Source organism: Kitasatospora phosalacinea (assembly GCF_030268885.1).
Taxonomy (GTDB): Bacteria; Actinomycetota; Actinomycetes; order Streptomycetales; family Streptomycetaceae; genus Kitasatospora; species Kitasatospora phosalacinea_C.
This window is the reverse complement of record NZ_BSSA01000005.1, coordinates 273,624-294,718: the sequence shown is the minus strand read 5'-3', so window position 1 is coordinate 294,718 and position 21,095 is coordinate 273,624. Positions and strand designations below refer to the sequence as shown.

21 protein-coding genes are annotated in these 21,095 nt (G+C 74.9%); 9 read left to right on the top strand and 12 right to left on the bottom strand.

The window, feature by feature from the left end; all coding sequences use genetic code 11:
- Complete coding sequence (locus QSK52_RS10645) at positions 1-801, top strand: TVP38/TMEM64 family protein (protein WP_285735706.1); 801 nt, start codon at positions 1-3, stop codon at positions 799-801.
- Between the two features lie 9 nt (positions 802-810).
- Here the strand turns inward: QSK52_RS10645 and QSK52_RS10640 are convergent, their stop codons facing one another.
- The gene (locus QSK52_RS10640; RefSeq protein ID WP_285735705.1) at positions 811-1,167 is read right to left on the bottom strand and encodes a YrdB family protein; all 357 of its coding nucleotides are present in this window, start codon (positions 1,165-1,167) and stop codon (positions 811-813) included.
- A 195-nt stretch (positions 1,168-1,362) separates the two neighbouring features.
- Here QSK52_RS10640 and QSK52_RS10635 point away from each other — a divergent pair, with 195 nt between their 5' ends.
- The 5 genes from QSK52_RS10635 (at position 1,363) to QSK52_RS10615 (ending at position 6,117) form a co-directional block, all read left to right on the top strand.
- A complete protein-coding gene (locus QSK52_RS10635) occupies positions 1,363-1,890 on the top strand; it encodes a DinB family protein (protein ID WP_285735704.1) in 528 nt (175 codons plus the stop codon).
- A 410-nt stretch (positions 1,891-2,300) separates the two neighbouring features.
- Complete coding sequence (locus QSK52_RS10630) at positions 2,301-2,696, top strand: cell division protein SepF (RefSeq protein ID WP_285735703.1); 396 nt, start codon at positions 2,301-2,303, stop codon at positions 2,694-2,696.
- Between the two features lie 189 nt (positions 2,697-2,885).
- The gene (locus QSK52_RS10625) at positions 2,886-3,440 is read left to right on the top strand and encodes a TetR/AcrR family transcriptional regulator (protein WP_285735702.1); all 555 of its coding nucleotides are present in this window, start codon (positions 2,886-2,888) and stop codon (positions 3,438-3,440) included.
- Positions 3,437-5,017: an MFS transporter gene (locus QSK52_RS10620; RefSeq protein WP_285735701.1), complete on the top strand. Its 1,581-nt coding sequence runs from the start codon at positions 3,437-3,439 to the stop codon at positions 5,015-5,017. Before QSK52_RS10625 ends, QSK52_RS10620 begins: the two co-directional genes overlap by 4 nt.
- A gap of 416 nt (positions 5,018-5,433) precedes the next feature.
- Positions 5,434-6,117, top strand: a complete 684-nt coding sequence (locus QSK52_RS10615; protein WP_285735700.1) for a hypothetical protein — start codon at positions 5,434-5,436, stop codon at positions 6,115-6,117.
- Between the two features lie 90 nt (positions 6,118-6,207).
- Here the strand turns inward: QSK52_RS10615 and QSK52_RS10610 are convergent, their stop codons facing one another.
- Positions 6,208-6,477, bottom strand: coding sequence for a hypothetical protein (locus QSK52_RS10610; protein WP_285735699.1), 270 nt, complete (start codon positions 6,475-6,477; stop codon positions 6,208-6,210).
- 238 nt (positions 6,478-6,715) lie between these two features.
- On the opposite strand from QSK52_RS10610, the gene QSK52_RS10605 reads away from it, so the two are divergent.
- Entirely contained in the window at positions 6,716-7,828 is a 1,113-nt protein-coding gene (locus QSK52_RS10605) for a right-handed parallel beta-helix repeat-containing protein (protein WP_285735698.1), read from the top strand.
- A 48-nt stretch (positions 7,829-7,876) separates the two neighbouring features.
- Positions 7,877-8,935, top strand: a complete 1,059-nt coding sequence (locus QSK52_RS10600) for a methyltransferase (RefSeq protein WP_285735697.1) — start codon at positions 7,877-7,879, stop codon at positions 8,933-8,935.
- Positions 8,936-9,088: 153 nt separating this feature from the next.
- Here the strand turns inward: QSK52_RS10600 and QSK52_RS10595 are convergent, their stop codons facing one another.
- From QSK52_RS10595 to QSK52_RS10565, 7 genes are read right to left on the bottom strand one after another with little or no spacing between them, the layout of a single operon-like run.
- Positions 9,089-9,409 (bottom strand): TcmI family type II polyketide cyclase, encoded by a 321-nt coding sequence (locus tag QSK52_RS10595; protein WP_285735751.1) that lies wholly within the window; start codon positions 9,407-9,409, stop codon positions 9,089-9,091.
- A 5-nt stretch (positions 9,410-9,414) separates the two neighbouring features.
- Positions 9,415-9,873: an SRPBCC family protein gene (locus QSK52_RS10590; protein ID WP_285735696.1), complete on the bottom strand. Its 459-nt coding sequence runs from the start codon at positions 9,871-9,873 to the stop codon at positions 9,415-9,417.
- A gap of 1 nt (position 9,874) precedes the next feature.
- The gene (locus QSK52_RS10585; protein ID WP_285735695.1) at positions 9,875-10,129 is read right to left on the bottom strand and encodes an acyl carrier protein; all 255 of its coding nucleotides are present in this window, start codon (positions 10,127-10,129) and stop codon (positions 9,875-9,877) included.
- An 11-nt stretch (positions 10,130-10,140) separates the two neighbouring features.
- Complete coding sequence (locus QSK52_RS10580; protein WP_285735694.1) at positions 10,141-11,367, bottom strand: beta-ketoacyl synthase N-terminal-like domain-containing protein; 1,227 nt, start codon at positions 11,365-11,367, stop codon at positions 10,141-10,143.
- Entirely contained in the window at positions 11,364-12,629 is a 1,266-nt protein-coding gene (locus QSK52_RS10575; RefSeq protein ID WP_285735693.1) for a beta-ketoacyl-[acyl-carrier-protein] synthase family protein, read from the bottom strand. The genes QSK52_RS10580 and QSK52_RS10575 overlap by 4 nt, the downstream gene beginning before the upstream one ends.
- Positions 12,626-13,054, bottom strand: coding sequence for a cupin domain-containing protein (locus tag QSK52_RS10570; protein WP_285735692.1), 429 nt, complete (start codon positions 13,052-13,054; stop codon positions 12,626-12,628). The genes QSK52_RS10575 and QSK52_RS10570 overlap by 4 nt, the downstream gene beginning before the upstream one ends.
- A 45-nt stretch (positions 13,055-13,099) precedes the next feature.
- Positions 13,100-14,236, bottom strand: a complete 1,137-nt coding sequence (locus QSK52_RS10565; RefSeq protein ID WP_285735691.1) for a SchA/CurD-like domain-containing protein — start codon at positions 14,234-14,236, stop codon at positions 13,100-13,102.
- Between the two features lie 248 nt (positions 14,237-14,484).
- Here QSK52_RS10565 and QSK52_RS10560 point away from each other — a divergent pair, with 248 nt between their 5' ends.
- Entirely contained in the window at positions 14,485-16,146 is a 1,662-nt protein-coding gene (locus tag QSK52_RS10560) for an FAD-dependent oxidoreductase (RefSeq protein ID WP_285735690.1), read from the top strand.
- Between the two features lie 207 nt (positions 16,147-16,353).
- Here the strand turns inward: QSK52_RS10560 and QSK52_RS10555 are convergent, their stop codons facing one another.
- From QSK52_RS10555 to QSK52_RS10545, 3 genes are all read right to left on the bottom strand, one after another.
- The gene (locus QSK52_RS10555; protein WP_285735689.1) at positions 16,354-17,757 is read right to left on the bottom strand and encodes an MFS transporter; all 1,404 of its coding nucleotides are present in this window, start codon (positions 17,755-17,757) and stop codon (positions 16,354-16,356) included.
- Positions 17,758-17,854: 97 nt separating this feature from the next.
- On the bottom strand, positions 17,855-18,433 hold the full coding sequence (locus QSK52_RS10550; protein WP_285735688.1) for a hypothetical protein: 579 nt from the start codon (positions 18,431-18,433) through the stop codon (positions 17,855-17,857).
- 85 nt (positions 18,434-18,518) lie between these two features.
- Positions 18,519-20,999 (bottom strand): SpoIIE family protein phosphatase, encoded by a 2,481-nt coding sequence (locus QSK52_RS10545; RefSeq protein WP_285735687.1) that lies wholly within the window; start codon positions 20,997-20,999, stop codon positions 18,519-18,521.
- Positions 21,000-21,095 lie beyond the last annotated feature (96 nt).

Genomic DNA, 21,095 nt, shown 5'->3' with positions numbered 1-21,095 from the left:
GTGTCTGCCCCACAGCCGATAGGCGCGTCCGCCTCCGCCTCCGCCGGCATCGATGCCGCCGATGGCATCGATGCCACTGAGGCCGCCGATGCCACCGATGCCTCCAGCGCCACCGAGCCCGCCGTGGGGCCGACCCGGGCCCCTGCCTCGGCCCCACCCCTGCACCGCCCGCACCGCGGGGCGCTGCTGCGCCTCGGCGCGCTGCTCGTGCTGCTCGCCGCGGCCGCGGCCTCGCTGCTGCTGTGGGACCCGTCCGCCGTCCTGTCGGCCGCCTCGGGTCCGTGGCGGATACCGGTCGCGCTCTCGGTGTACGCCTTCGGTTCGGTGGCCTTCCTACCCCGTCCGGCGCTGAACGCGGGCATGGGGGCGCTCTTCGGTTCGCTGTGGGGCGTCCCGCTGGCGGTCGCCGGAACGGCGGTCGGCGCGGCGGCGGCGTTCGCGCTCGGGCGCTGGCTGGGGCGCGAGGCGCTGCGGCCGCTGGTGCGCGGCAAGGTGCTGACGGAGATCGACCGGCGGCTGTCCGAACAGGGCTTCCGCAGCGTGCTGCTGGTGCGGCTGTTCCCGGGCGCGCCGTTCCAGGCCGGCAACCTGGCGTGCGCGTTCTCGGGCGTGCGGTTCTGGCCGTACCTGGCGGGCACCGTCCTCGGCGTGGTGCCGACCACCACCGCGTACGTGGTCGCGGGGGCGAGCGCGAGTTCGCCCACCTCGCCGGCCTTCCTGGTCTCCGCCGCGGTGATCGCCGCGATGTGCGTGTTCAGCGCCGTCTCGCTGTGGCGCGCCCGCCCGGGCCGCTCCGGCTGACGCCCGCCGCTAGCGTTCCACGGCGGGCGACCACTCACCGAGCGACCACAGCACCGCCGTGTTGGCGACCATCACGGCGCCGAGCCCGAGCGCCCACCCGGGGTGTCCGCCGAACGCCAGCAGGGCGACCGAGCCTCCCCAGATCAGCAGTTGGACCCCGTACCAGAGCGCCGCCGAGTTCCGGACCGGCCGCCGGGGTGCCGCGTAGCGGCCCCAGAGCACGACCGCGAGCGCGACCAGCACCAGGGCGATCAGCACCCGCAGCACGACCGGGCCGTCCGGCCACGCCCCGTACCCGCCGACCGCCAGGGCCACCAGCGAGGCCAGTTCCAGCAGCAGCCGCAGCAGCAACTGGGTCCCCGTCATCACCTTGCGCACGACCGCACCCGCCCGTTCCCCCGCCACACCAGCCGATGATCCGCTCTTCCTACCACGCCGAGGGCCGCGCCCGAACCCCCTGCGCCGGTCCGCCCGGCCCCGGCCACCGAGCGGGCGGGCCGGCGGTCCGGCGGGCCGGAAAACGGCTCGCCCGCCACGACCGACCTGCCCCACCATGTCCGCATGACGAACACGAGCCCGGCCACCGCCCGCACCAGCCCGCCCTTCGCCGCCGACGAGGCGACCATGCTCGGCGCCTGGCTGGACTTCCACCGCGCCACGCTCGCCCTCAAGTGCGAGGGCCTGAGCGTCGAGCAACTCCGGGAGCGGGCCTGTCCGCCGTCCTCGCTCTCCCTGCTCGGGCTGGTGCGGCACATGGCGGAGGTGGAGCGCCACTGGTTCCGCCAGGTGCTGTCCGGCCAGACCCTGGACCCGTCCGGCCGCTACTGGACGGAGGAGTTCCCGGACGGCGACTTCGACCTGGTGGACGGGGCCGACCCGGCCGTCGACACGGCGGTCTGGCAGGAGGAGGTGGCGTTCGCCCGCTCCGCCGTCCGGGGCGTGTCGCTGGACACGGTCGGCGCGAACCGCTGGCACGACAACGAGGTGACGCTCCGTTGGATCCTGGTGCACATGATCGAGGAGTACGCCCGCCACAACGGGCACGCCGACCTGCTCCGGGAACGGATCGACGGCTCCACCGGCGAGTGACCCGGGCGCCCCGAACCCGGACGGCCCGACCCCACAGACCCCGAACCCCGGCGCGCCCGACCCCGCAGCCCCCGGATCCCGGCGCGCCCGCCCCTTGCCGCGCGCCCCGCGGCCGCGACCCGCCACCCCGGGACGCAGCCGTTACATGATTGTTGACAGTGAGTCAACTAGCTTCCGGGTACCACCGATAGGGTCGTCGCACGCAACCGTTCGCCGGGCGGTCACGTCATTGCGGGTATCCGGACAACCACGGTTGTTCTCCCGCGCCACAACCCGTCCGGTGGGTGCAAGCGGGCACATCTGCGGTGATCAGTGCGATACTCGGACAGTTCCAACAAGTGGATGACGTGTCAAAACGACCCGTCGTCCCCCGGGGGACGAGTACGGAACGAGACAGGGAGGCGCGGCTAATGGGAGCACTTCGCGACGAGCACCACAACGGGTGGCTGATGCCTTCCGGCAACTACCCGGCCGCGATGTACGAGGAACCCTGGGAGGGCGAGGAGACGCTGCCGAGCGTCCAGACCGGCCCCTCCAAGATCGTCTCGCTCCGTCCGACCGGCTTCGAGGCCGCCCGCACCGTCGGCGAGCACATCCGCGCCTCCGTCCCGGTGGTCATGGACCTCACCGAGATGGACGACGCCGAGGCCAAGCGGATGGTCGACTTCGCCTCCGGCCTGATCTTCGGCACCCGCGGCGGCATCGAGCGGATCGCCCGCCGGGTGTTCCTGCTCACCCCGGCCGACGTCGAGGTGACGGTCATCGACCGCCCGCTCGACGACTCGGGCTTCTACAACCAGAGCTGACGTCCCGCCCACCGTCCCACCCCCGCACGACCAAGGACCCCGCGCCCCGCGCGGGGTCCTTCGGCATGCCCGGAGCCACTCCGCAGCCACCCCGCGCCGTCCGGGAACACCCACCCCGACCACCCCACCAGCTGAGACGTGCACCGAAATTTTGAGACATGAATGTCTCAGCTGCGCTACCCTGGTCTCATGGCAACCGACCGCGACTCCGTCCTGGAGGCAGCCGTGGGCATCCTGTCCCGGCGCCCCACGGCTCATCTCGACGAGATCGCCCGCGCCGCCGGCATCAGCCGCGCCACGCTGCACCGGATCTTCCCGGGCCGTGAGGCGCTGATCCTGGAGGTGGGCGCCCTCGGCCTGCGCCGCTTCTCCGCCGCGCTCGACACCGCGCGGGTGGAGGAGGGCAACGCCGAGGCCGCGCTGCGCCGGCTGGTGGACGCGGTGGTGCCGGATGCCGCGCTGTGCGCCTTCCTCGCCGGGGAGAACCAGCTGTACGACCACGAGGAGATCAACGACCTCTGGGAGCTCCAGGACGCCCGGGTCCGCGCGCTGTTCCTGCGCGGGCAGCAGGAGGGGGTGTTCCGGATCGAGCTCTCGGCCGCCTGGCTGAGCGAGGCGTTCTTCGACCTGGTGGCCGGCATCGGCTGTGCCGTGCAGGAGGGCCGACTCGCACCCCGCGAAAGCGCGTTCTCGCTCGCCGAGCTGTTCCTCGGCGGTGCTCTACGGAGATCTGATACCCCATGAGTTCCACCCCCGTCGTCGTCCGGTCCGTTCACCGCTGGGCCGGTCTCGGCGTCCTCGTGCTCGCCGTCACCCTGGTGGCGGTGGACGCGACGGTGCTCTCCCTCGCCATCCCCTCGATCACCGAGACCCTCCGCCCGTCCGGCACCCAGTTGCTCTGGATCGGCGACGTCTACTCCTTCGTGCTGGCCGGCCTGCTGGTGTCGATGGGCGCGCTCAGCGACCGGCTGGGCCGCAAGCGGGTGCTGCTGGCGGGTTCGGCCGCGTTCGGCGCGGCCTCGCTGCTGGCGGCGTACGCGCCGGGCCCGGGGTGGCTGGTCGTGGCCCGGGCGCTGCTGGGCGTGGCGGGCGCGACGATCATGCCGTCCACGCTGTCGCTGATCCGCACGCTGTTCCCGGACGCGAAGGAGCGGGCCACCGCGATCGGCGTCTGGGGCGCGGGCGCGGCGGCCGGTGCGGCGCTGGGTCCGCTGGTGGGCGGCGTGCTGCTGGAGCACTTCTGGTGGGGATCGGTGTTCCTGCTGAACCTGCCGGTGATGGTGCTGCTGCTGGTGCTCGGGGCCTGGCTGCTGCCGGAGTCCCGCGATCCGCGCCCGGGCCGGTGGGACGTGCTGAGCGTGCTGCTGTCGATGGCCGGCGTGATCGGCGTGGTGTACGGCATCAAGGAGTTCGCCGTGCACGGTCTGGAGCGGTGGACGACCCCGCTGGTGTTCGCGCTGGGCGCGGCCGCGCTGGCGGTGTTCGTGCGGCGCCAGCTGCGCCTGGAGACGCCGCTGCTGGACGTCCGGCTGTTCCGGGACGCGCGGTTCACCGCGGCGGTGGTGTCCTCGCTGATTTGTCTGATCGGCCTGTCCGGCGTGATCTTCTTCATGTCGCAGTACCTGCAGCTGGTCCGCGGCTACTCCCCGCTGCACGCGGGCTTCGCCGAGATGCCGGCCTTCGTCGGCTCGGTGGCGGGCGGTCTGCTCACGGCCCGGCTGGTGCGGCGCGCGGGGGCCCGCCGGGTGCTGACGGCGAGCCTGTTCGTGATGGGCCTGGGCATCGGCGTGCTGGGTTTCGTCCGGGTGGACAGCGCCTACCTGCTGCTCGGCTCGTCCTTCCTGGCGCTGGGCACCGCCGAGGGCGTGGTGTACACGCTCTCCTCGGACCTGGTGCTGGGGGCCGCCCCGGCCACCAAGGCGGGTGCCGCCTCGGCGGTGTCGGAGACGGCGTACGAGTTGGGCGCGGCGCTGGGCATCGCCCTGGTCGGCTCGATCGTGACGGCCCTGTACACGGGGTCGCTGTCCGTCCCGGCGGGTGTCGACCCGGCGCTCGCGGAGCAGGCGGCCCAGTCGCTGGGCGGCGCCCGGGAGTCCGCGGCCGCCCTCCCGGCGGGCCCGGCCGGGGAGTTGCTCGCCGCTGCGAACGACGCCTTCGTGCACGGCGTCACGGTCGCGGCCTGGGTCTCGGCGGTCCTGCTGCTGGCGGCCGCCGCCCTGGCCCACCACCTGCTGCGCCACCGGCCCGCCCCGACCGCCACCACGCCCGCCCCTGCCACCGCCACTGCCGCGACACCGGCCAAGGAGCACGCCCGCCACTGATCCCCCGCCCGGTACGCCACCGACCGGTCGGTGCCCTGCCGGGTCCGCCCCTCGGACCGGGCGCTCCGCGCCCCGCCCGGGCACCGCGCCCCGCCCGGGCACCGCTCCCCCGCGCCGTCCCCCTCCCGTCGTCCCGCCACCGGCCCCCTCTGCGGCGGTCACCCCGGCGGCCCGCCCCCCGCCGTCCGGATCTGGCCGTCCGGATCTGGCCGTCCGCGCCGCCGATCTGACGGCCCGTCCGGCTCCCCCAATGGCGCAGCGCCGCTGGCCCCGGGTGGCGCGGGGCTCCGACGATGGGGGCGTAGGACGGAGGCGGACGTCCGGTGCCGCATGTCCGGGGGCGGGCCGTGGGGCCCGCCGGAACGACCGCGGCGTGCACGGGCCCGGCGCGGTTCTGAGCGAAAGGGTGCATCGCGATGCGAGACGCGGAGCGGAACGGTTCGGGCCGGGGGCTGGTCCGGCAGGGTCCGGTGGGGCCGCCGCGGCGCCCGGAGCGGCGCCCGGAGCGGCGCGGCCTGCGGGTGTCGCTGGCGGTGGCCGGTGCGGTCGCCGGGATCACGGTGGTCGCGGCCTGCGGCGGCAGCTCGGGCGAGAACCCGGTGCAGGCGGCGATGTCGACGTTCACGGTCGGGCCGCCGGAGACGGCGAGCTTCTCCGGGGAGCCCCCGTCCGCCTTCGCGTCCGCGCACGAGTCGGCGCTGGCCTCGGTGTCGGCGGCGCAGGCGTCGGCCTCGGAGCGCGCCGCCTCCTTCGAGGCTTCGGTGAACGCCCAGCTGGGGGCCGCCCGGGCGCGGGCCGCGGAGGTGCTGGCGAACGTCCCGGATTCGGGCAACGCCTCGTCGGACGTGACGCTGACCGGGGTGCCGAACGCGACCGCGGGCGACCTGAACGCGGCGATCGTCACGATCACCAACAGCACGCTGGACACCCGCTCCTACGCGGTCCAGGTCGACTTCACTGATCACAGCGGCAAGAGCGTGGACAGTCAGGCGGTCGGCGTGGAGAACCTGGCAGCGGGCGCGACCGCCAACCCGGTGGTGTTCAGCAAGGTGCGGGACCAGAACCTGATCCCGGTGGTGGTGCGGGCCTACCGCTACTGACCCGTTCCGCGCCGAGGCGCCCGCCCGCTCAGCAGGTACCGAGCGTGCGGGCGCCTCCGTGTCGCGGTCCTTCCGCCGCGGGGCGGGCGTTCAGTTGACGGACCGGAGGATGACGTCCTCGTAGTCCCAGGCCGGGTCGTCCGCCTCCTGCGGCCGTTCCCCCGCGTCCTGCGGCCACTCCCCCGCGGCCGCCGCCCCCTCCGCTCCCACCACGGCGTCAGCAGCGGCATCGGCAGCGGCGACATCGGCAGCGACATCGGCGAACACGTCCGCGAGGTCGGTGCGGCCGGTGGCGGTGAGGTGCAGTCCGGTGGTCCGGAGTTCGGTCTGTTCGGCGGTTCGTCCACTCTGCATGTCCATGGGTCCATAGTGGTTCGGCTCGCGGACGGGGGCCCGGTGCCCGGCCGCACAGCCCCCCGATCGGGTGTACGGGTGGTACCTGCCCCCCGTTCCGGCGCGTCGCCACCCGGTCGGCGGGTGCGGGCAACCCGTGCGCACGACCCGGCTGGCCGGGGCCCGGGCGCGACCTTAGCTTCGAGGCGGCGGGCGTGCCGCATGCCGTCCGCGACCGCGACTTCCGGAAGCCGGCTGCTCTTCGATGACTGCTCTCCTCGCTCCGACGCGCCCGCTGGTCCGGGCCGCCGTCGTCCTGCTGTCCTGCACCGTCTCGGTGCCCCTCGCGCTGACCGCCGCCCCGGCGGCCGCCGCCCCCACCGGTCCGACCGTGTACCGGGTCGCGCCGGGCGCGTCCGTGCAGGCCGCCCTGGACGCGGCCGCCCCGGGGGACGTGGTGGAGCTCGCCGCGGGCCGCTACCCGGGCAGCGTGACGCTCACCACCGACGGCGTGACCCTGCGCGGCCGGGGCGCCGCCACCGTCCTGGTGCCCGACCCGGCCGACCGGAGCGCCTGCGCGCGGGCCGGCAACGGCGTGTGCGTGACCGGAAGTTCGGACGACCGGGGGGTGCCGGTGCGGACGCTGTCGGGGGCGGTGGTGGAGTCGCTGACGGTGGCGGGCTTCCCCCGCAACGGGATCGGCGCGGCCGTCACCGACCGGCTGACGGTGCGCCGGGTCGCCGTGCACGACAACGGCATGCAGGGCATCAGCGTCGAGATGTCGACCCGTACGGTGCTGACCGACAACGAGGCCCGGGACAACGGCCAGGCGGGGATCTTCGTCGCCAACTGGTACGACCGCAAGGGCGGTGCGCTGGAGACCCGGGGCACCGAGGTGTCCGAGAACCGGCTGTCCGGCAACCGGATCGGGCTGCAGCTGCGCCGGGTCCGCGGCCTGACGGTGGAGGCCAACCTGGCGTACGGGAACTGCGGCGGCGTGTTCGTGGTCGGCGACGACGGGGTGCCGCGGGCCGGGGCGCTGACCGTCCGGGACAACGTGGTGCGGGCCAACAACCGGTACTGCCCGCCCATTCCGCGGCTGGACTCCGTCCAGGGCACCGGCATCCTGCTGACCGGCACCGAGGACGTCACCGTCTCCGGCAACCAGGTCAGCGACCACTCCGGGACGTCGCCGATGTCCGGCGGCGTCGTGCTGTACCCGAGCGTGGTCGGCGCGCCCAACGCGCGGGCCACCGTCACCGGCAACGCGCTGCGCGACAACCTGCCCGCCGACCTCGCCGACCGGGATCCGCGCGGCACCGGCAACGCGTTCACCGGCAACGCCTGCCGCGCCTCCGAGCCGAGCGGCCACTGCTGACGTCCCTCCGCTCCCCTCCTTCTCCTCCTCCGACGAAAGGGCACGCCCATGACCTCCGCACCGACCAGCACCGCCGTCCGACCCGACCCGACCGTCCCCGCCGTCCCGCCCGCGATGCTGCTGCGCGAGCTGGTGTTCGGCGCCGCCTGCGCGGGCGCCGTCCGCGCCGCCGCCAGCCTGGGGCTGCCGGACGCGCTGCGGGACGAGCCCGCCACGGCCGAGCAGTTGGCCGAGCGGCTGGACGTGGAGCCGGGGCCGCTGCGGCGCCTGCTGCGTGCGCTGGCCTGCTACGAGGTGTTCGCCGAGGAGCCGGACGGCCGCTACCGGCACACCCCGCTGTCGCGCCTGCTGCGCAGCGACGAGCCGGGCAGCCTGCGCGACATCGCGCTGTGGTGCACCGAGCCGTGGACGTGGCAGTCCTGGTCCCGGCTGGACGACGCGGTGCGCACCGGGCGCAGCGTGTTCGGCGACGCCTTCGGCAAGGAGTTCTTCCAGTACCTGCACGACGACGCGCCGGAGTCCGCGGCGCTGTTCAACCGGGCGATGACCCAGTCCAGCCGCCAGTCGGCGCAGGACCTGGCGGACTTCCTGGACCTGTCGGGCGTCGCCTCGGTGGCCGACATCGGCGGCGGCCAGGGCCAGGTGGTGGCCGAGCTGCTGGAGCGCCACCCGGGGCTGCACGGCACCCTGCTGGACCTGCCGAAGGTGGTGGAGCACGCGGACCCGCGGCTGCTGCCGGGCGGTTCGCTGGCCGACCGGGCCCGGCTGGTGCCGGGTGACTGCCGCACCGCGGTGCCGGTGCAGGCGGACCTGTACCTGGTGAAGAACATCCTGGAGTGGGACGACGACTCCACCCGCCGGACGCTGCGCAACCTGCGCCAGGTGGCGCGTCCGGGCGCCCGGGTGGTGATCGTGGAGAACCTGGTAGACGACTCCCCCTCGATGCGGTTCACCACCGCGATGGACCTGCTGCTGCTGTTGAACGTGGGCGGCGCCAAGCACACCCAGGGCAGCCTGACCGCGCTGATCGCGGAGTCCGGCCTGCGGCTGGACGCGGTCGCCCCGGTCAACCCGTACCTGCACGCCTTCTCCTGCACGGTGCCGTAACCGGACCCGACGCGCAGGGGCCGCCCGGAGCCTGAGGACCTCCGGGCGGCCCCTTCGCGTCGCGTCCCGTTACGGCGGGAGCCGACGAGGGTGCGGAACGGCCGAGGACCGGGGTGCTGCAGCCTGCGCAGCACACCCGGTCCGTCGGTTCGGTCAGCGGTCCCAGCGGTAGAACTCGTGCGCCATGGCGTCCTTGGGGCTGCGCCAGGTCGCCGGGTCGTAGGCGTCGACGTAGACCGAGAGGCGTTCGCTGACGTCGCGGAAGTCGGGGTGCTGGGCGTACCGGGCGACCTCCGGTCCGGCGGGGCGCTCGGACTCGATGAGGTGCAGGTAGACGTCGCCGAACTGGAACAGGCTGCGGCCGGTGACGCCGATCAGGCCGGGCAGGGCGCCGCGGTCGGAGTCGGCGAAGACGCCGGCGATGTGGTCGGCGGTGCCGGGCTTCATCCGGGCGACGATCAGGGCGCGGTGCACGTCGTTCACCGGGCCGCTCCGGCGCGGTGCTCCACCTTGGCGCGGATCAGCTCCATCTGGACCTTGGAGTTCTGGTTGATCCGGTCGGTCATGCCCTGGTCGTCGACGGGGGCGGTGGGCTTCATCGCGAAGTCCTGGATCCAGCGCATGCTGGTGCCCTGCGGGTGCTCCTCGTACTCCCAGCGGATCTCCATGAACTCGAACGGCCCGGGTTCGACCCGGCGGGCCCGGACGGTGAGCTTGTCGCGGTCGGCCTCGCGCTCGGAGACCCAGCTCCAGACCTGGCCGTTCTCGTCGGGGTGCATGGTGAGCCGGAAGCGGACCAGCTGGTCCTGCCGGTCGAGGACCTCGACGGAGGCGTACTCGCTGAACAGCTGGGGCCAGTTCTCCAGGTCGTTGGTGACGTCCCAGACCAGGTCGACGGGCGCGTTGATGACGATCGTGTTGTCGGTGTGTCCGGGCATCTCAGGCACCAGCCTTCACGGAGGAGTTGACGGTCTGCAGGAACTCGGCGACGGGGCGGCCGAGCAGGTCGGAGGAGTCGATGGAGACGCCGTAGCGGTTCTCCACGTCGGCGAGGACGCCGAGGACGCCGAGCGAGTCGACGCCGAGGTCGAGGAACATGCAGCCGGGGTCGGCGAGTTCGTCGACGGTGACCGCGACGCCGGCCCGGGTCTTGATCAGGGTGGCGAGTTCCTCGTAGGTGATCTCGGAGGCCATGTCGTGCTCCTTCAGGGGTTGGGGCGGCGCAGCACCAGGGCGGAGTTGGAGCCCATCAGGCCGCGGCTGAGCACCAGGGCGGTGCGCAGTTCGGCGGCGCGCGGGTGGCCGGTGACCAGGTCGAGGTCGTGCGGGCAGTCCGCGGTGTGCGGGGTGGGCGGGACGAGGCCGTGTTCGAGGGCGAGCACGGCGGCGGCGACGTCCAGGGCGGGGGCGCCGCAGTGGGCGCGGCCGAGTCCGGCCTTGGGGGCGGTGACGGGGACGCGTCCGGCGTGGTCGCCGAGGGCGTCGGCGAGGGCGAGGGCCTCGGCCCGGTCGGCCTCGGGGACGCCGAGGGCGTCGGCGAAGACCACGTCGACGTCGTCGGGGGCGCAGCGCGCCTCGGCGAGGGCGCCGCGGATCGCGTGGGCGAGCCCCTCGCGGCTCTCGGCCCAGCGGGCGGCGCCGGTGAAGGTCGCGCAGTGCCCGGCGATCTCGGCCCGGGGGCGGGCGCCGCGCAGGCGGGCGGTGTGCTCGTCCTCGACGACGAACATCGCGCCGCCCTCGGCGGGCACGAACCCGGCCGCGTCGCTGCCGAACGGGCGGTAGGCGCGTTCGGGGTCCTCGGCGGTGGACAGCCCGGGGTAGCCGAGCTGGCAGACCATCGAGTACGGGGCGACGGGGGCTTCGGCGGCCCCGGCCAGCACGGCGTCGGTGCCGCGGGAGACGGCCCGGGCGGCGTGGGCGAGCGCGTCGAGGCCGCCGGCCTCGTCGGAGGCGACCACGCCGCAGGGGCCCTTGAAGCCGCCGCGGATGGAGATCTGGCCGGTGGAGGCGGCGTAGAACCAGGCGATCGACTGGTAGGGGCCGACGTGGTGCGGCCCCTCGGCCCACAGGTGCTGCAGTTCGCGCTGGCCGAACTCGCCGCCGCCGGAGCCGGCCGCGGTGACCACGGCGACGCCGTACGGGTCGTCGGGGTGGTCGGCCAGGTCGGCGTCGGCCATGGCGAGTTCGGCGGCGGCCATCGCGAAGTGGGTGAACCGGTCGGTCTGGACGAGGTAGCGGGGTTCGACGTACTGCTCGGCGTCGAAGCCGCGCACCAGGCCGGCGGTCCTGAGCGGGAGGTGCTCGCAGCCCTCCCGGTCGATCGGCCCCAGGGCCGAGCGCCCCTCGCGCAGGGCCTTCCAGTAGTCGTCGGCGCCGATGGCGGTGGGCGCGACCACGCCGATGCCGGTGATCACGGCGCAGCGTCGGTTCATGCGGCTGCCTCCACCTTGCTCAGCACCACGGCGGACTGGAAGCCGCCGAACCCGCTGCCGACCGACAGCACGTGGCGCAGCGGCAGTTCGCGGGCGGTGCGGGGGACGTAGTCGAGGTCGCACTCGGGGTCGGGCTCGGTGTAGTTGGCGGTGGGCGGCACGACGCCGTGGTGCAGGGCGAGGGTGCAGGCGACGAGTTCGATGGCGCCGATCGCGCCGAGCGAGTGCCCGACCATCGACTTGATGGAGCTCATCGGGGTGCGCCGGGCGTGCGCGCCGAGGGAGCGCTTGACCGCGGCGGTCTCGTGCCGGTCGTTCTGCTTGGTGCCGGAGCCGTGCGCGTTGACGTAGTCGACCGCCTCGCCGGGGAGTTCGGCGTGGGCCAGCGCCCGGTCGATGGCCCGGGACATCTCCAGGCCCTCCTGGGTGAGGCCGGTCATGTGGTACGCGTTGCCGAAGGTGGCGAAGCCGCCGAGTTCGGCGTAGATCCGGGCGCCGCGCCGCCTGGCGTGCTCCCACTCCTCCAGCACCAGGACGGCGCCGCCCTCGCCGAGGACGAACCCGTCGCGGCCCGCGTCGAAGGGACGGGAGGCGTGCTCGGGGTCCTCGTTGCGGGCCGAGGTGGCCTTGATGGCGTCGAAGCAGGCGACGGTGATCGGGGAGATCGGCGAGTCGCAGGCTCCGGCGACGATCACGTCGGCGCGGCCCTCCTCGATGGCGAGGGCGGCGTAGCCGACGGCGTCCAGGCCGGAGGTGCAGCCGGTGGAGACGGTCTGCACCGGGCCGTGGGCGCCGATCCGCTCGGCGACGGCGGAGGCCAGGGTGGAGGGGGAGAACGCCCGCTCCAGGTGCGGCTGCGCGGGCCGGTGGTCGACGTCCCAGTGTTCGCCGCGGCCGCTGACCAGCACGTAGTCGCGTTCCAGCCGGGTGGTGCCCCCGACGGCGGTGCCGAGCGAGACGCCGACCCGCCAGGGGTCCTCGCGTTCCGGGTCGAGCCCGGCGTCGGCGACCGCCTCGGCGGCGGCGACCAGCGCGAACTGCACGTACCGGTCGTTGCGGGCGGTCTGTTCGGGGGTGAGGCCGTGCGCGGCGGGGTCGAAGTCGCACTCGGCGGCGATCCGGGAGCGGAAGCCCTCCGGGTCGAACAGGGTGATGCCGCGGGTGGCGGTGCGGCCCTCGGTGAGCAGTGACCAGAACCGGGGGACGCCGATGCCGCCGGGGGCGACCACGCCGATCCCGGTCACCGCGACCCGGCGCGTCACGAGGCCGCCCCGGCGGGTTCCGGCGGTCCGGCCTCCGCGGCGGTCTCCTCGGTGTCGACGTGGCCCAGTTCGGGGCGCGGGGCGAGCGGTCCGAGGTGGAAGACCATCCGGGCCTCGGTGCTGCCGACGTTGCGGAAGCGGTGCCGCATCCCGATCGGGATCATCAGGCCCTCGTCGGGACGCAGCCGCTGCGGCACGCCGTCCAGGTCGACCTCCAGCTCGCCGGAGATCACGAACACGAACTCCTCGGAGTAGGGGTGGTAGTGCTCGCCGATCCGGTCGCCCGGTTCGACGATCGCCACTCCCATGAATCCGCTGGTCGCGCCGACCGCCGGCGGGGTGAGCATGGCCCGCAGGTCTCCGCCGCGCTTGCGGTTGGGGGGCGCGTCGTCGACGTGGACGATGCGTGGCATCTCGGTGGTCACGGTGGTCTTCCTCTCGTGGCGGGGCGTACTGGGGATGGGGGGTGGTCAGTCCTCGGCCGAGGTGCGGTCGGTGACGGCGGTCATCGCGCACTCGGCGAGCAGGCGGCGCAGGCCCTCGTGGGTGCGCTCGGCGGACTCGGTGAGCTTGCCGAGGACGGCGGCGGCGCGCGGTCCGGCCAGGCCGAGGGCGGTGGCGGGGTCGTCGGCGGGGTCGCCGAGCAGGTCGACCAGCCGGACCACCAGGTCATCGCGCCGGTGGACGGTGGCGCGCACCAGCGGGCCGCCGGGGTCGGCGGCGGCGTGCTCGTCCTCCTCGGACAGCAGCTCGGCGAGGGCCGCGCCGGCGCCGGGGCGGACGGGGTACAGGTAGGCGTGCCGCTGCACCGGGCCGGACTTCAGGGAGGCGTGGTGGTGGACGGCGGGCAGGGCGGCGCGCTGGAAGAAGTCGCGGGCGGACAGCGGGTCGTCCAGGTCGCGGTCCTCCTCCAGGTACGGGTTGATCGCCTCCTCGACGGCCCGCACCTCGGGCTGCCGGGCGACGTGCCGCAGCGCGGCGGTCAGGTCGCCGGCCACCTCGACGCAGCGCACGATCCGGTTGCCGCGCATGAACAGCGAGGTGCGCAGCAGGCGGGTGGTGTCGTCGACCCGGGCCTGCGGGGAGCGGTAGTCGGCCAGCAGTTCGGCCGCCCGGGCCTCGGTGCCGGGCTTCACGGTGAAGCTGAGCGCGTGCCGCACCACCCCGTCCGGGCCGGGGCGGGGGGTGCCGGGGACGGCGGGGTGGTGCTCGCCGGGGCGCAGCGGCGGGGCGGTGGTGTCGGTGGCGACGGTGCCGCGGGTCTCGCGCAGCACGGTGTAGCGCAGCGAGCGGTTGTCGCGGACGCAGCCGTGCATCGGCTTGACCATCTCGCGGTGGGCGGGGCTGTCGACCCAGGCCAGGAAGGGCTCCGCGCTCTCCCACTCGCTGGTGATCAGCCAGCGGGACGGGTCGTCGATGGACTGGCAGAGCTGGTCGCTGACGTGTCCGGGGACGGCCGAGACCTGGTAGCGCAGCAGCTCGTAGGCGTCCAGGAAGCGGTCCTGGGCGCCTTCGTAGACCTCCAGCATCAGGATGACGCGGAGTCGGCCCGGGGTGGGCCGGTCCGCGCCGGTGGTGGTCTCCTCGGTGGCGGAGAGCAGGGTCATGGTGATGGGTTCCTGTCGTCGGTTCGCGGTTCGTCTGCGAAGGGGCCCCCGCCGGTGGCGGCCCCCGGCCGGTGCAGGCCGGGGCGCCCGGCGGACGGGCGATGGTTCGCCCTCGATCGTCAGACGTCGGCGGGGGCCGCGCGAGACTTCGGGGCCATCCGGGCGAAGCACCCTGAGTGCCCGTCAGCGACGGGGGATGGATGTCCGGTCCGGCGCGCCCCGCGCCCTGCACGGATGGAGCAGAGTCGATGAACACACAGATGGCGGACCGGGTTCCGGTCCTGATCACGGGCGGATCGTTGGTGGGGCTCTCGGCCTCCCTCTTCCTGGGTCGGCTCGGCGTGCCGCACCTGCTGGTGGAGCGGCACGCCGAGACCTCCCGGCACCCGCGCGGCCGCGGCAACAACCTCCGCACCATGGAGCTGTTCCGGGTCGCCGGGGTGGAGGAGGACATCCGGACGGCCGCCTCGGTGCTGGCCGGCAACCACGGCATCCTGCAGGCCGAGACGCTCTCCGGCGGCGAGCAGGAGTGGCTGTTCCGGGAGATCGACCCGGGCGGCGGGCTGGCCAGGTTCAGCCCGTCCGGGTGGTGCCTGTGCAGCCAGAACGACCTCGAACCGGTGCTGCTGCGGCACGCCGCCCGGCGGGGCGAGATCCGGTTCAACACCGAGCTGGTCTCCTTCGAGCAGGACGCCGACGGGGTGACGGCGCTGCTGCGCGACCGGGCCACCGGCGAGGAGCGCACCGTCCGGGCCGACTACCTGATCGCCGCGGACGGGCCGCGCAGCCCCGTCCGCGAGCGGCTGGGCATCGGGCAGTCCGGGCGCGGCGACCTGTTCCACAACGTCTCGGTCACCTTCCGCGCCAAGCGGCTCGCCGAGGTGGTCGGCGACCGGCTGTTCATCGCCTGCTACCTGACCGACCCGGCCGGGGCGGGCGCGCTGCTGCCCGTCGACAACCGCGAGGAGTGGGTGTTCCACCTGCCCTGGCACCCCGAGCGCGGCGAACGGGTCGAGGACTTCACCGACGCCCGCTGCACGGCGCACATCCGGGCCGCGGCCGGCGTCCCCGACCTCGACGTGGAGATCACCGGCCGCGCCCCCTGGCACGCCGCCGAACGGGTGGCCGACCGGTACTGCGCCGAACGGGTCTTCCTGTGCGGCGACTCCGCCCACGAGATGCCGCCCACCGGGGCGTTCGGCTCCAACACCGGCATCCAGGACGCGCACAACCTGGCCTGGAAGCTCGCCGCGGTGCTGGCGGGCTGGGGCGGGCCGCGCCTGCTGGAGTCGTACGGGGCGGAGCGGCGGCCGGTGGCCGTGCAGACCGCGGCCCGGGCCGCGGCGCGCTCGGTGGAGCACCAGCACCCCGGCTTCGACGCGGCGCCGGTCGGCGGGCCGCGCACCAACGTGCTCGCGGTCGCGCTCGGCTACCGCTACACCGAGGGCGCGCTGGTCGGCGCGGACGCCACCGCCGGGGTCGTGCCGGAGCGCTTCGCCGCGACCGGCGAGGTGGGCACCCGGGCCCCGCACCTGTGGCTGCGCGACCGCGACGGGCAGCGGCTGTCCACCCTGGACCTGTTCGAGCGCGAGCCGGTGCTGCTGGCGCCCGCGGCGGGCGGCGGGCGGTGGCCGGAGGCGGCCCGGGCGGTGGCCGGGGAGACGGGGGTGCCGATCAGGTGCCTGCTGGTCGGCGAGGGCGGCGACCTCGTCCCCGAGCCCGTCCCCGACGCCCCCGCGGCCGGGCCCCGCCCCGCCGGGCCCGGCGGCTGGCCCGCGGTCTACGGGCTGCGCGAGGGCGGCGCGGTGCTGGTCCGTCCGGACGGGTTCGTCGGCTGGCGCGCGAGCAGCCCGGTCGGGGATCCGGTGGCGGCGCTGCGGGTCGCGGTGCGAGGGGTCGCGGGGCTGTAGGGGTCGCCCAGGGGCCCGGGGAACGGCGGGGCCGGGGCTGCTGGCGGTGCACTGCCGGTGCGTGCGGTGGCTTCGGGTTCTGTTCGGGCGGCCCGGAGCAGCACGGACCTCCGGCGGGCTCCGGCCGGCAGCAGCTCGGACCCGCCGTTCCCGGGCCCCTGACGGGGGGCCCTCCGTGCGGGGTCCTCCTCGTCCTCCTGGCGGGGCTCAGTGGCGGGTGGCGGCCAGCAGGGCGAGCAGGACGAAGGCGAGGACGACGGCGAGGCTGAGCTGGAAGGCGGCGGGGTAGTCGGCGGGGGTGTGCAGGTGGGAGAAGAAGGTGGCTCCGACGGTGGCGATGCCCGCGGCGGAGCCGATCCGCTGGGCGGTCTGCAGGACGCCACCGGCGGAGCCCGCCCGGGCGACGGGGACCTCGTTGAGGGTGAGGGCCTGGTTCGGGGAGACCACCAGGCCGCTGCCGAGGCCGGCCAGCAGGAGCGGGAGGGCGGTGGCCCAGCCGACCTCGGGGCCGTCGAAGAGGTGGACGGCGAGGGCGGCGAGGGCGAGGCCGACGGCGACGGTGGTGAGGCCGGTGGCGATCAGTCGGCGGCCGTAACGGGTGACCAGGCGTCCGCCGACGGTGGAGGCGACCGCGGAGGCGAGGGCGAAGGGGGTGATGGCCAGGCCCGCCTGGAGGGCGCTGTAGTGGCGGCCGGACTGCAGGTAGAGGGTGAAGACGAAGAAGACCGCGGTGAAGCCCGCGAAGTAGAGCAGCGAGACCAGCGCGCCGCCGGTGAAGGAGCGGGTGCGGAACAGCTCGGGGTGGACGAGCGGCTCGCGCTGCCGGGCGTAGTGGCGCTCCCACCGCGCGAAGGCGACCAGGACGAGCGCGGAACCGGCCAGCAGCAGCCACTTGCGGACGTCGTGCCACTGGGCCTGGACCAGCGGGAGCAGCAGCAGGACGGTGCCGAGGCCGAGCAGCAGCACACCGACCGGGTCGAAGTCGCGGCGGGCGCAGGTGTCGGGGGTGGGCGCGGGCAGCAGTCGGCGGGCGAAGGGCAGGGCGACCAGGCCGATCGGCAGGTTGACGTAGAAGACCCAGCGCCAGCCCTCGGCGGTGCCGAACGCGGCGATCAGCAGGCCGCCGAGCAGCGGGCCGACGGCGGTGGAGAAGCCGATGGTGGTGCCGAGCAGGCCGAAGGCGCGGGCGCGTTCCTCGCCGCGGAACAGCTGCTGGATGAAGCCGGAGACCTGCGGGACGAGCAGCCCGCCGGACATGCCCTGCAGCAGTCGGGCGACGACCAGCCAGGCCTCGTTCTGGGCGGCGCCGGCCAGTGCGCTGGTGGCGGTGAACAGGGCGAGGCCGGTGAGGAAGACCGGGCGGCGGCCGACCGCGTCGCCGAGCCGCCCGGCCGGGACCAGGACGAGTCCGAAGGCCAGCGAGTAGCCGGAGAGCACCCACTGGAGCCCGGCCTCGGACATCCGCAGTCCGCTGCGCACCGACGGCAGGGCGACGTTGACGATGGAGACGTCGAGCAGGGTCATGAACCCGGCGACCAGGCACACCGCGAGGGCCCGCCAGCGGCGCACCTCGGGGGCCGGGGCGTCGACTGTCGTGGGCTGGCTGGCCATGGCGGGGTCCCCTTCCGTCGGGCGTCCAGTCTCGGAGGCGTCGGCGGCGGCGGGCGGGCGGCGCGCCGGGAGCGGGGGCCGGTCGGCTGACGCGGGGTCAGGGGGCGGGGGGCAGGTCGAGGGGGATCCGGCGGGCGTCGGCGGCGGCGGGCGGGGTGGCGCCGAGGTCGGTGAGGGTGGTGACCACCACGGAGTCGGTGCCGGTGAGCCAGTTGCTGGTCTTGGACTGGACGGTGACGGTCTGGGCCTGCGGGGTGCCGTCGCAGACCACCAGGGCCGGGGAGGTGCGGGTGGAGCCGAAGGCGATGGTGGCGGGGTCCTCGGGGTCGGGCTGCTCGACCGAGGTGTTCAGCGAGCGGGGCTGGTCGGTGGGCGCGCAGGTGTAGGCGAGGGCGACCCGGACCCGGCTGGGGACCTTCGGGTCGACGGTGGCCCCGGTGATCGTGACGGCGGTCGGGGGTGCCTGCGGCGCGGAGGAGGGCGAGGACGCGGGCGAGGGTGAGGGCGAGGGGGACGGGCCCTCCGCCGGCTGTCCGGTGCCGGTCGGCGCGGGGGCCGTGCTGGGCGACGGCGCGGGGGCCGGGTCGTCGGCGGGCGCCGGGGCCGGGGCGGTGAGGGCGGCCGCTCCGGCGGCGAGGGCGAGCAGGCCGACGGCGGCGAGGGGACGGAGGTGCACGGCGGGGCCTTTCGGTCGACGGCGTGGTTGCTCCGACTCTCCGTCAGCGCGGCGCACCGGGCGAGCGGTCGCGCCCGGGCGGGTGTCAGCCCGCCCGGTACGGGAGTTCGATCTCCGCCCAGACCACCTTGCCGTGCTTGGTGGGGCGGCTCCCCCAGCGGTGCGCGAGCTCGCTGATCAGGTGGATGCCGCGGCCGCCCGCGTCGGAGACCTCCAGGGTGAGGGTGCGGTCGCGGAAGATCCGCAGGCGGCGCGGGGCGTCGGCGTGCAGCAGGGCGTTGGTGACGAGTTCGCTGACCACCAGTTCGGCGTAGTCGGTGAGCGCGGACAGGCCCCAGGCGTCCAGGGTGGCGCGGGTGAAGCGGCGGGCGCGGGCGGGCAGCGGGCCCTCGCTGGGCAGCAGCAGGGTGGCGATCCGGTCGGCGGGGACGGGCAGGACGCGGGCCATGATCATGGCGATGTCGTCCTCGGTGCCGTCGGTGACCAGGGCGGAGAGCGCGGCGTCGCAGCTCTCCTCCAGGGTGCGGCCGGGGGCGGCGAGGGTGCGGGCGAGCAGGTCGATGCCCTCGTCGAGGTCGCGGCCGCGGCGTTCGACCAGGCCGTCGGTGTAGAGCGCGAAGGTCGCGCCGGGCGGGAGGGTGAACTCGACCGACTCGAAGGCGCCGCCGCCGATGCCGAGCGGGACGCCGGGCGGCAGGTCGACGACGTGCGCGGTGCCGTCGGGGTCGACCCGGACGGGCGGCAGGTGGCCGGCCGAGCAGATCACCACGCTGCGGTCGACGGGGTCGTACACGGCGCACACGCAGGTCGCGAACTGGCCCTCGCCGATCGCGGAGGCGGTCTCGTCGAGGCGGCCGAGGACCTGCTCGGGCGGCAGGTCGAGGGTGGCCAGGGTGCGGGCGACGGTGCGCAGCTGGCCCATCGTGGCGGCGGCGCGGATGCCGTGGCCCATCACGTCGCCGACCACCAGGGCGACGCGTCCGCAGGACAGCGGGACGACGTCGAACCAGTCGCCGCCGACCTCGCTGACCACGCTGGAGGGCAGGTAGCGGTGGGCGATCTCCAGGCCCAGGGTGCGGTGGATCTCCTGCGGCAGCAGGCTGCGCTGCAGGGTGAGGGCGGTCTCGCGCTCGCGGCGGTAGAGCCGGGCGTTGTCGATGGCCAGGGCGGTGCGGGCGACCAGCTCCTCGGCGAGCGAGACGTCGGCGGCGCCGAACGGCTCGGGATTGCGGGTGCGGACGAACTCGGCGCCGCCGAGCACCATGCCGCGGGCGATCAGCGGCACCAGCAGGTAGGAGTGGATGCCCGCGGCGATACCGGGGGCGACCCGGGAGGGGTCGGGGACCAGGCCGCGCAGCACCTCCTCGTCCACGTGCGGCTTGAGCAGCGGACGGCCGCTGCGCAGGCACTGGGCGTAGACCCGGTGCGGGCCGTACTCGGTGGTGCCGCCGACGGCGTCGGCGGCGCCGGTCAGGCCGGAGCCGTAGGCCTCGCCGACCGCGACGGCGCGGACCTGGATGGGGCGGTCGGGCTGGATCGGGGCGGGCTCCTCGCCGCGCAGCACGGGCTCCAGCAGGTCGACGGTGGCGAAGTCGGCGAACTTCGGGACGATCGCCTCGACCATCTCCTCGGCGGTGCGCTTGAGGTCGAGGGTGGTGCCGATCCGGGCGCCGGCCGAGGCGAGCAGGGTCAGCCGCTCCTGGGCGCGGGAGGCGCGGGCCTCGGCCTGGAAGCGCTCGGTGACGTCGATGATGGAGGAGGAGACGCCGAGCACCTTGCCGGTGGAGTCCTCCAGCCGGAAGTAGGACGCCGACCAGGCCCGGTCGCGGCGCGGGTCGCCGGGGACGCGGCCGTGCGAGCGGGCGTCGACCACGGGCTTGCCGGTGGCGATCACCTGCCGCATCACGTTCTCGATCTCGTGGGCGTTGATGCCGGGCAGCACGGCGGAGATCCGGCGGCCGAGGTGCTCCTCGGCGCTGAGGCCGTTGATCCGGGCGAGCGCCTCGTTCAGCCGGACGAAGCGCAGCTCGGTGTCGTAGACGGCCAGGCCGATCGGGGACTGGTCGAAGAAGCCGTCCAGGATCGCCAGGTCGGACTCGACCTCGTGCAGGGCCTCGGTGTCGGAGGCGGTGGCCAGCAGCAGGGTGCGGCCGTCGGGCCCGGCGATCGGGTAGGTGTGGAACTCCAGCTCGACGGTGGAGCCGTCGCGGCGGCGGACGGGGTGGGTGCCGGTCCAGCCGCGTCCGGCGACCAGGCGCTCGAAGAGCTTCTCGGCGGCGGCCCGGTCCTGCTCGGGCAGCAGCAGCTGGACGGGGTGGGCGCCGATGGCCTGCTCGGCGCTCCAGCCGGTGAGCGCCTCGGCCTCCTGGCTCCAGTGCAGCACCCGGCCGTCCTCCTGGACCAGGGCGGTGGCCAGCGGGACCAGGCGGTGCCCGGCCAGGCGCGCGGAAGCGGCGCCCGCCGCGTCGCGGCCGGGCCTGTGTTCGAACCCGTGCGTGCTCAGTTGGCCACCTGCCCGGTACCTTCCCCGGTTCTGCCGGTCGTTCCGGCTTCCACCAGACTGCACGGCCCGCCGGGCGCTGGCGACTGGTGGTCGTGCGGGCCGTCGGACCGGAGATGCGAGTGTGCTCGATTCGGACCGGTTCGGGCAAGGGTGCGACCC

Coding starts and splice junctions, on each gene's coding strand:
- QSK52_RS10640 (WP_285735705.1), bottom strand. CDS start 1,167: ATGACGGGGACCCAGTTGCTGCTGCGGCTGCTGCTGGAACTGGCCTCG.
- QSK52_RS10635 (WP_285735704.1), top strand. CDS start 1,363: ATGACGAACACGAGCCCGGCCACCGCCCGCACCAGCCCGCCCTTCGCC.
- QSK52_RS10630 (WP_285735703.1), top strand. CDS start 2,301: ATGGGAGCACTTCGCGACGAGCACCACAACGGGTGGCTGATGCCTTCC.
- QSK52_RS10625 (WP_285735702.1), top strand. CDS start 2,886: ATGGCAACCGACCGCGACTCCGTCCTGGAGGCAGCCGTGGGCATCCTG.
- QSK52_RS10620 (WP_285735701.1), top strand. CDS start 3,437: ATGAGTTCCACCCCCGTCGTCGTCCGGTCCGTTCACCGCTGGGCCGGT.
- QSK52_RS10615 (WP_285735700.1), top strand. CDS start 5,434: ATGCGAGACGCGGAGCGGAACGGTTCGGGCCGGGGGCTGGTCCGGCAG.
- QSK52_RS10610 (WP_285735699.1), bottom strand. CDS start 6,477: ATGGACATGCAGAGTGGACGAACCGCCGAACAGACCGAACTCCGGACC.
- QSK52_RS10605 (WP_285735698.1), top strand. CDS start 6,716: ATGACTGCTCTCCTCGCTCCGACGCGCCCGCTGGTCCGGGCCGCCGTC.
- QSK52_RS10600 (WP_285735697.1), top strand. CDS start 7,877: ATGACCTCCGCACCGACCAGCACCGCCGTCCGACCCGACCCGACCGTC.
- QSK52_RS10590 (WP_285735696.1), bottom strand. CDS start 9,873: ATGCCCGGACACACCGACAACACGATCGTCATCAACGCGCCCGTCGAC.
- QSK52_RS10585 (WP_285735695.1), bottom strand. CDS start 10,129: ATGGCCTCCGAGATCACCTACGAGGAACTCGCCACCCTGATCAAGACC.
- QSK52_RS10580 (WP_285735694.1), bottom strand. CDS start 11,367: ATGAACCGACGCTGCGCCGTGATCACCGGCATCGGCGTGGTCGCGCCC.
- QSK52_RS10565 (WP_285735691.1), bottom strand. CDS start 14,236: ATGACCCTGCTCTCCGCCACCGAGGAGACCACCACCGGCGCGGACCGG.
- QSK52_RS10560 (WP_285735690.1), top strand. CDS start 14,485: ATGAACACACAGATGGCGGACCGGGTTCCGGTCCTGATCACGGGCGGA.
- QSK52_RS10555 (WP_285735689.1), bottom strand. CDS start 17,757: ATGGCCAGCCAGCCCACGACAGTCGACGCCCCGGCCCCCGAGGTGCGC.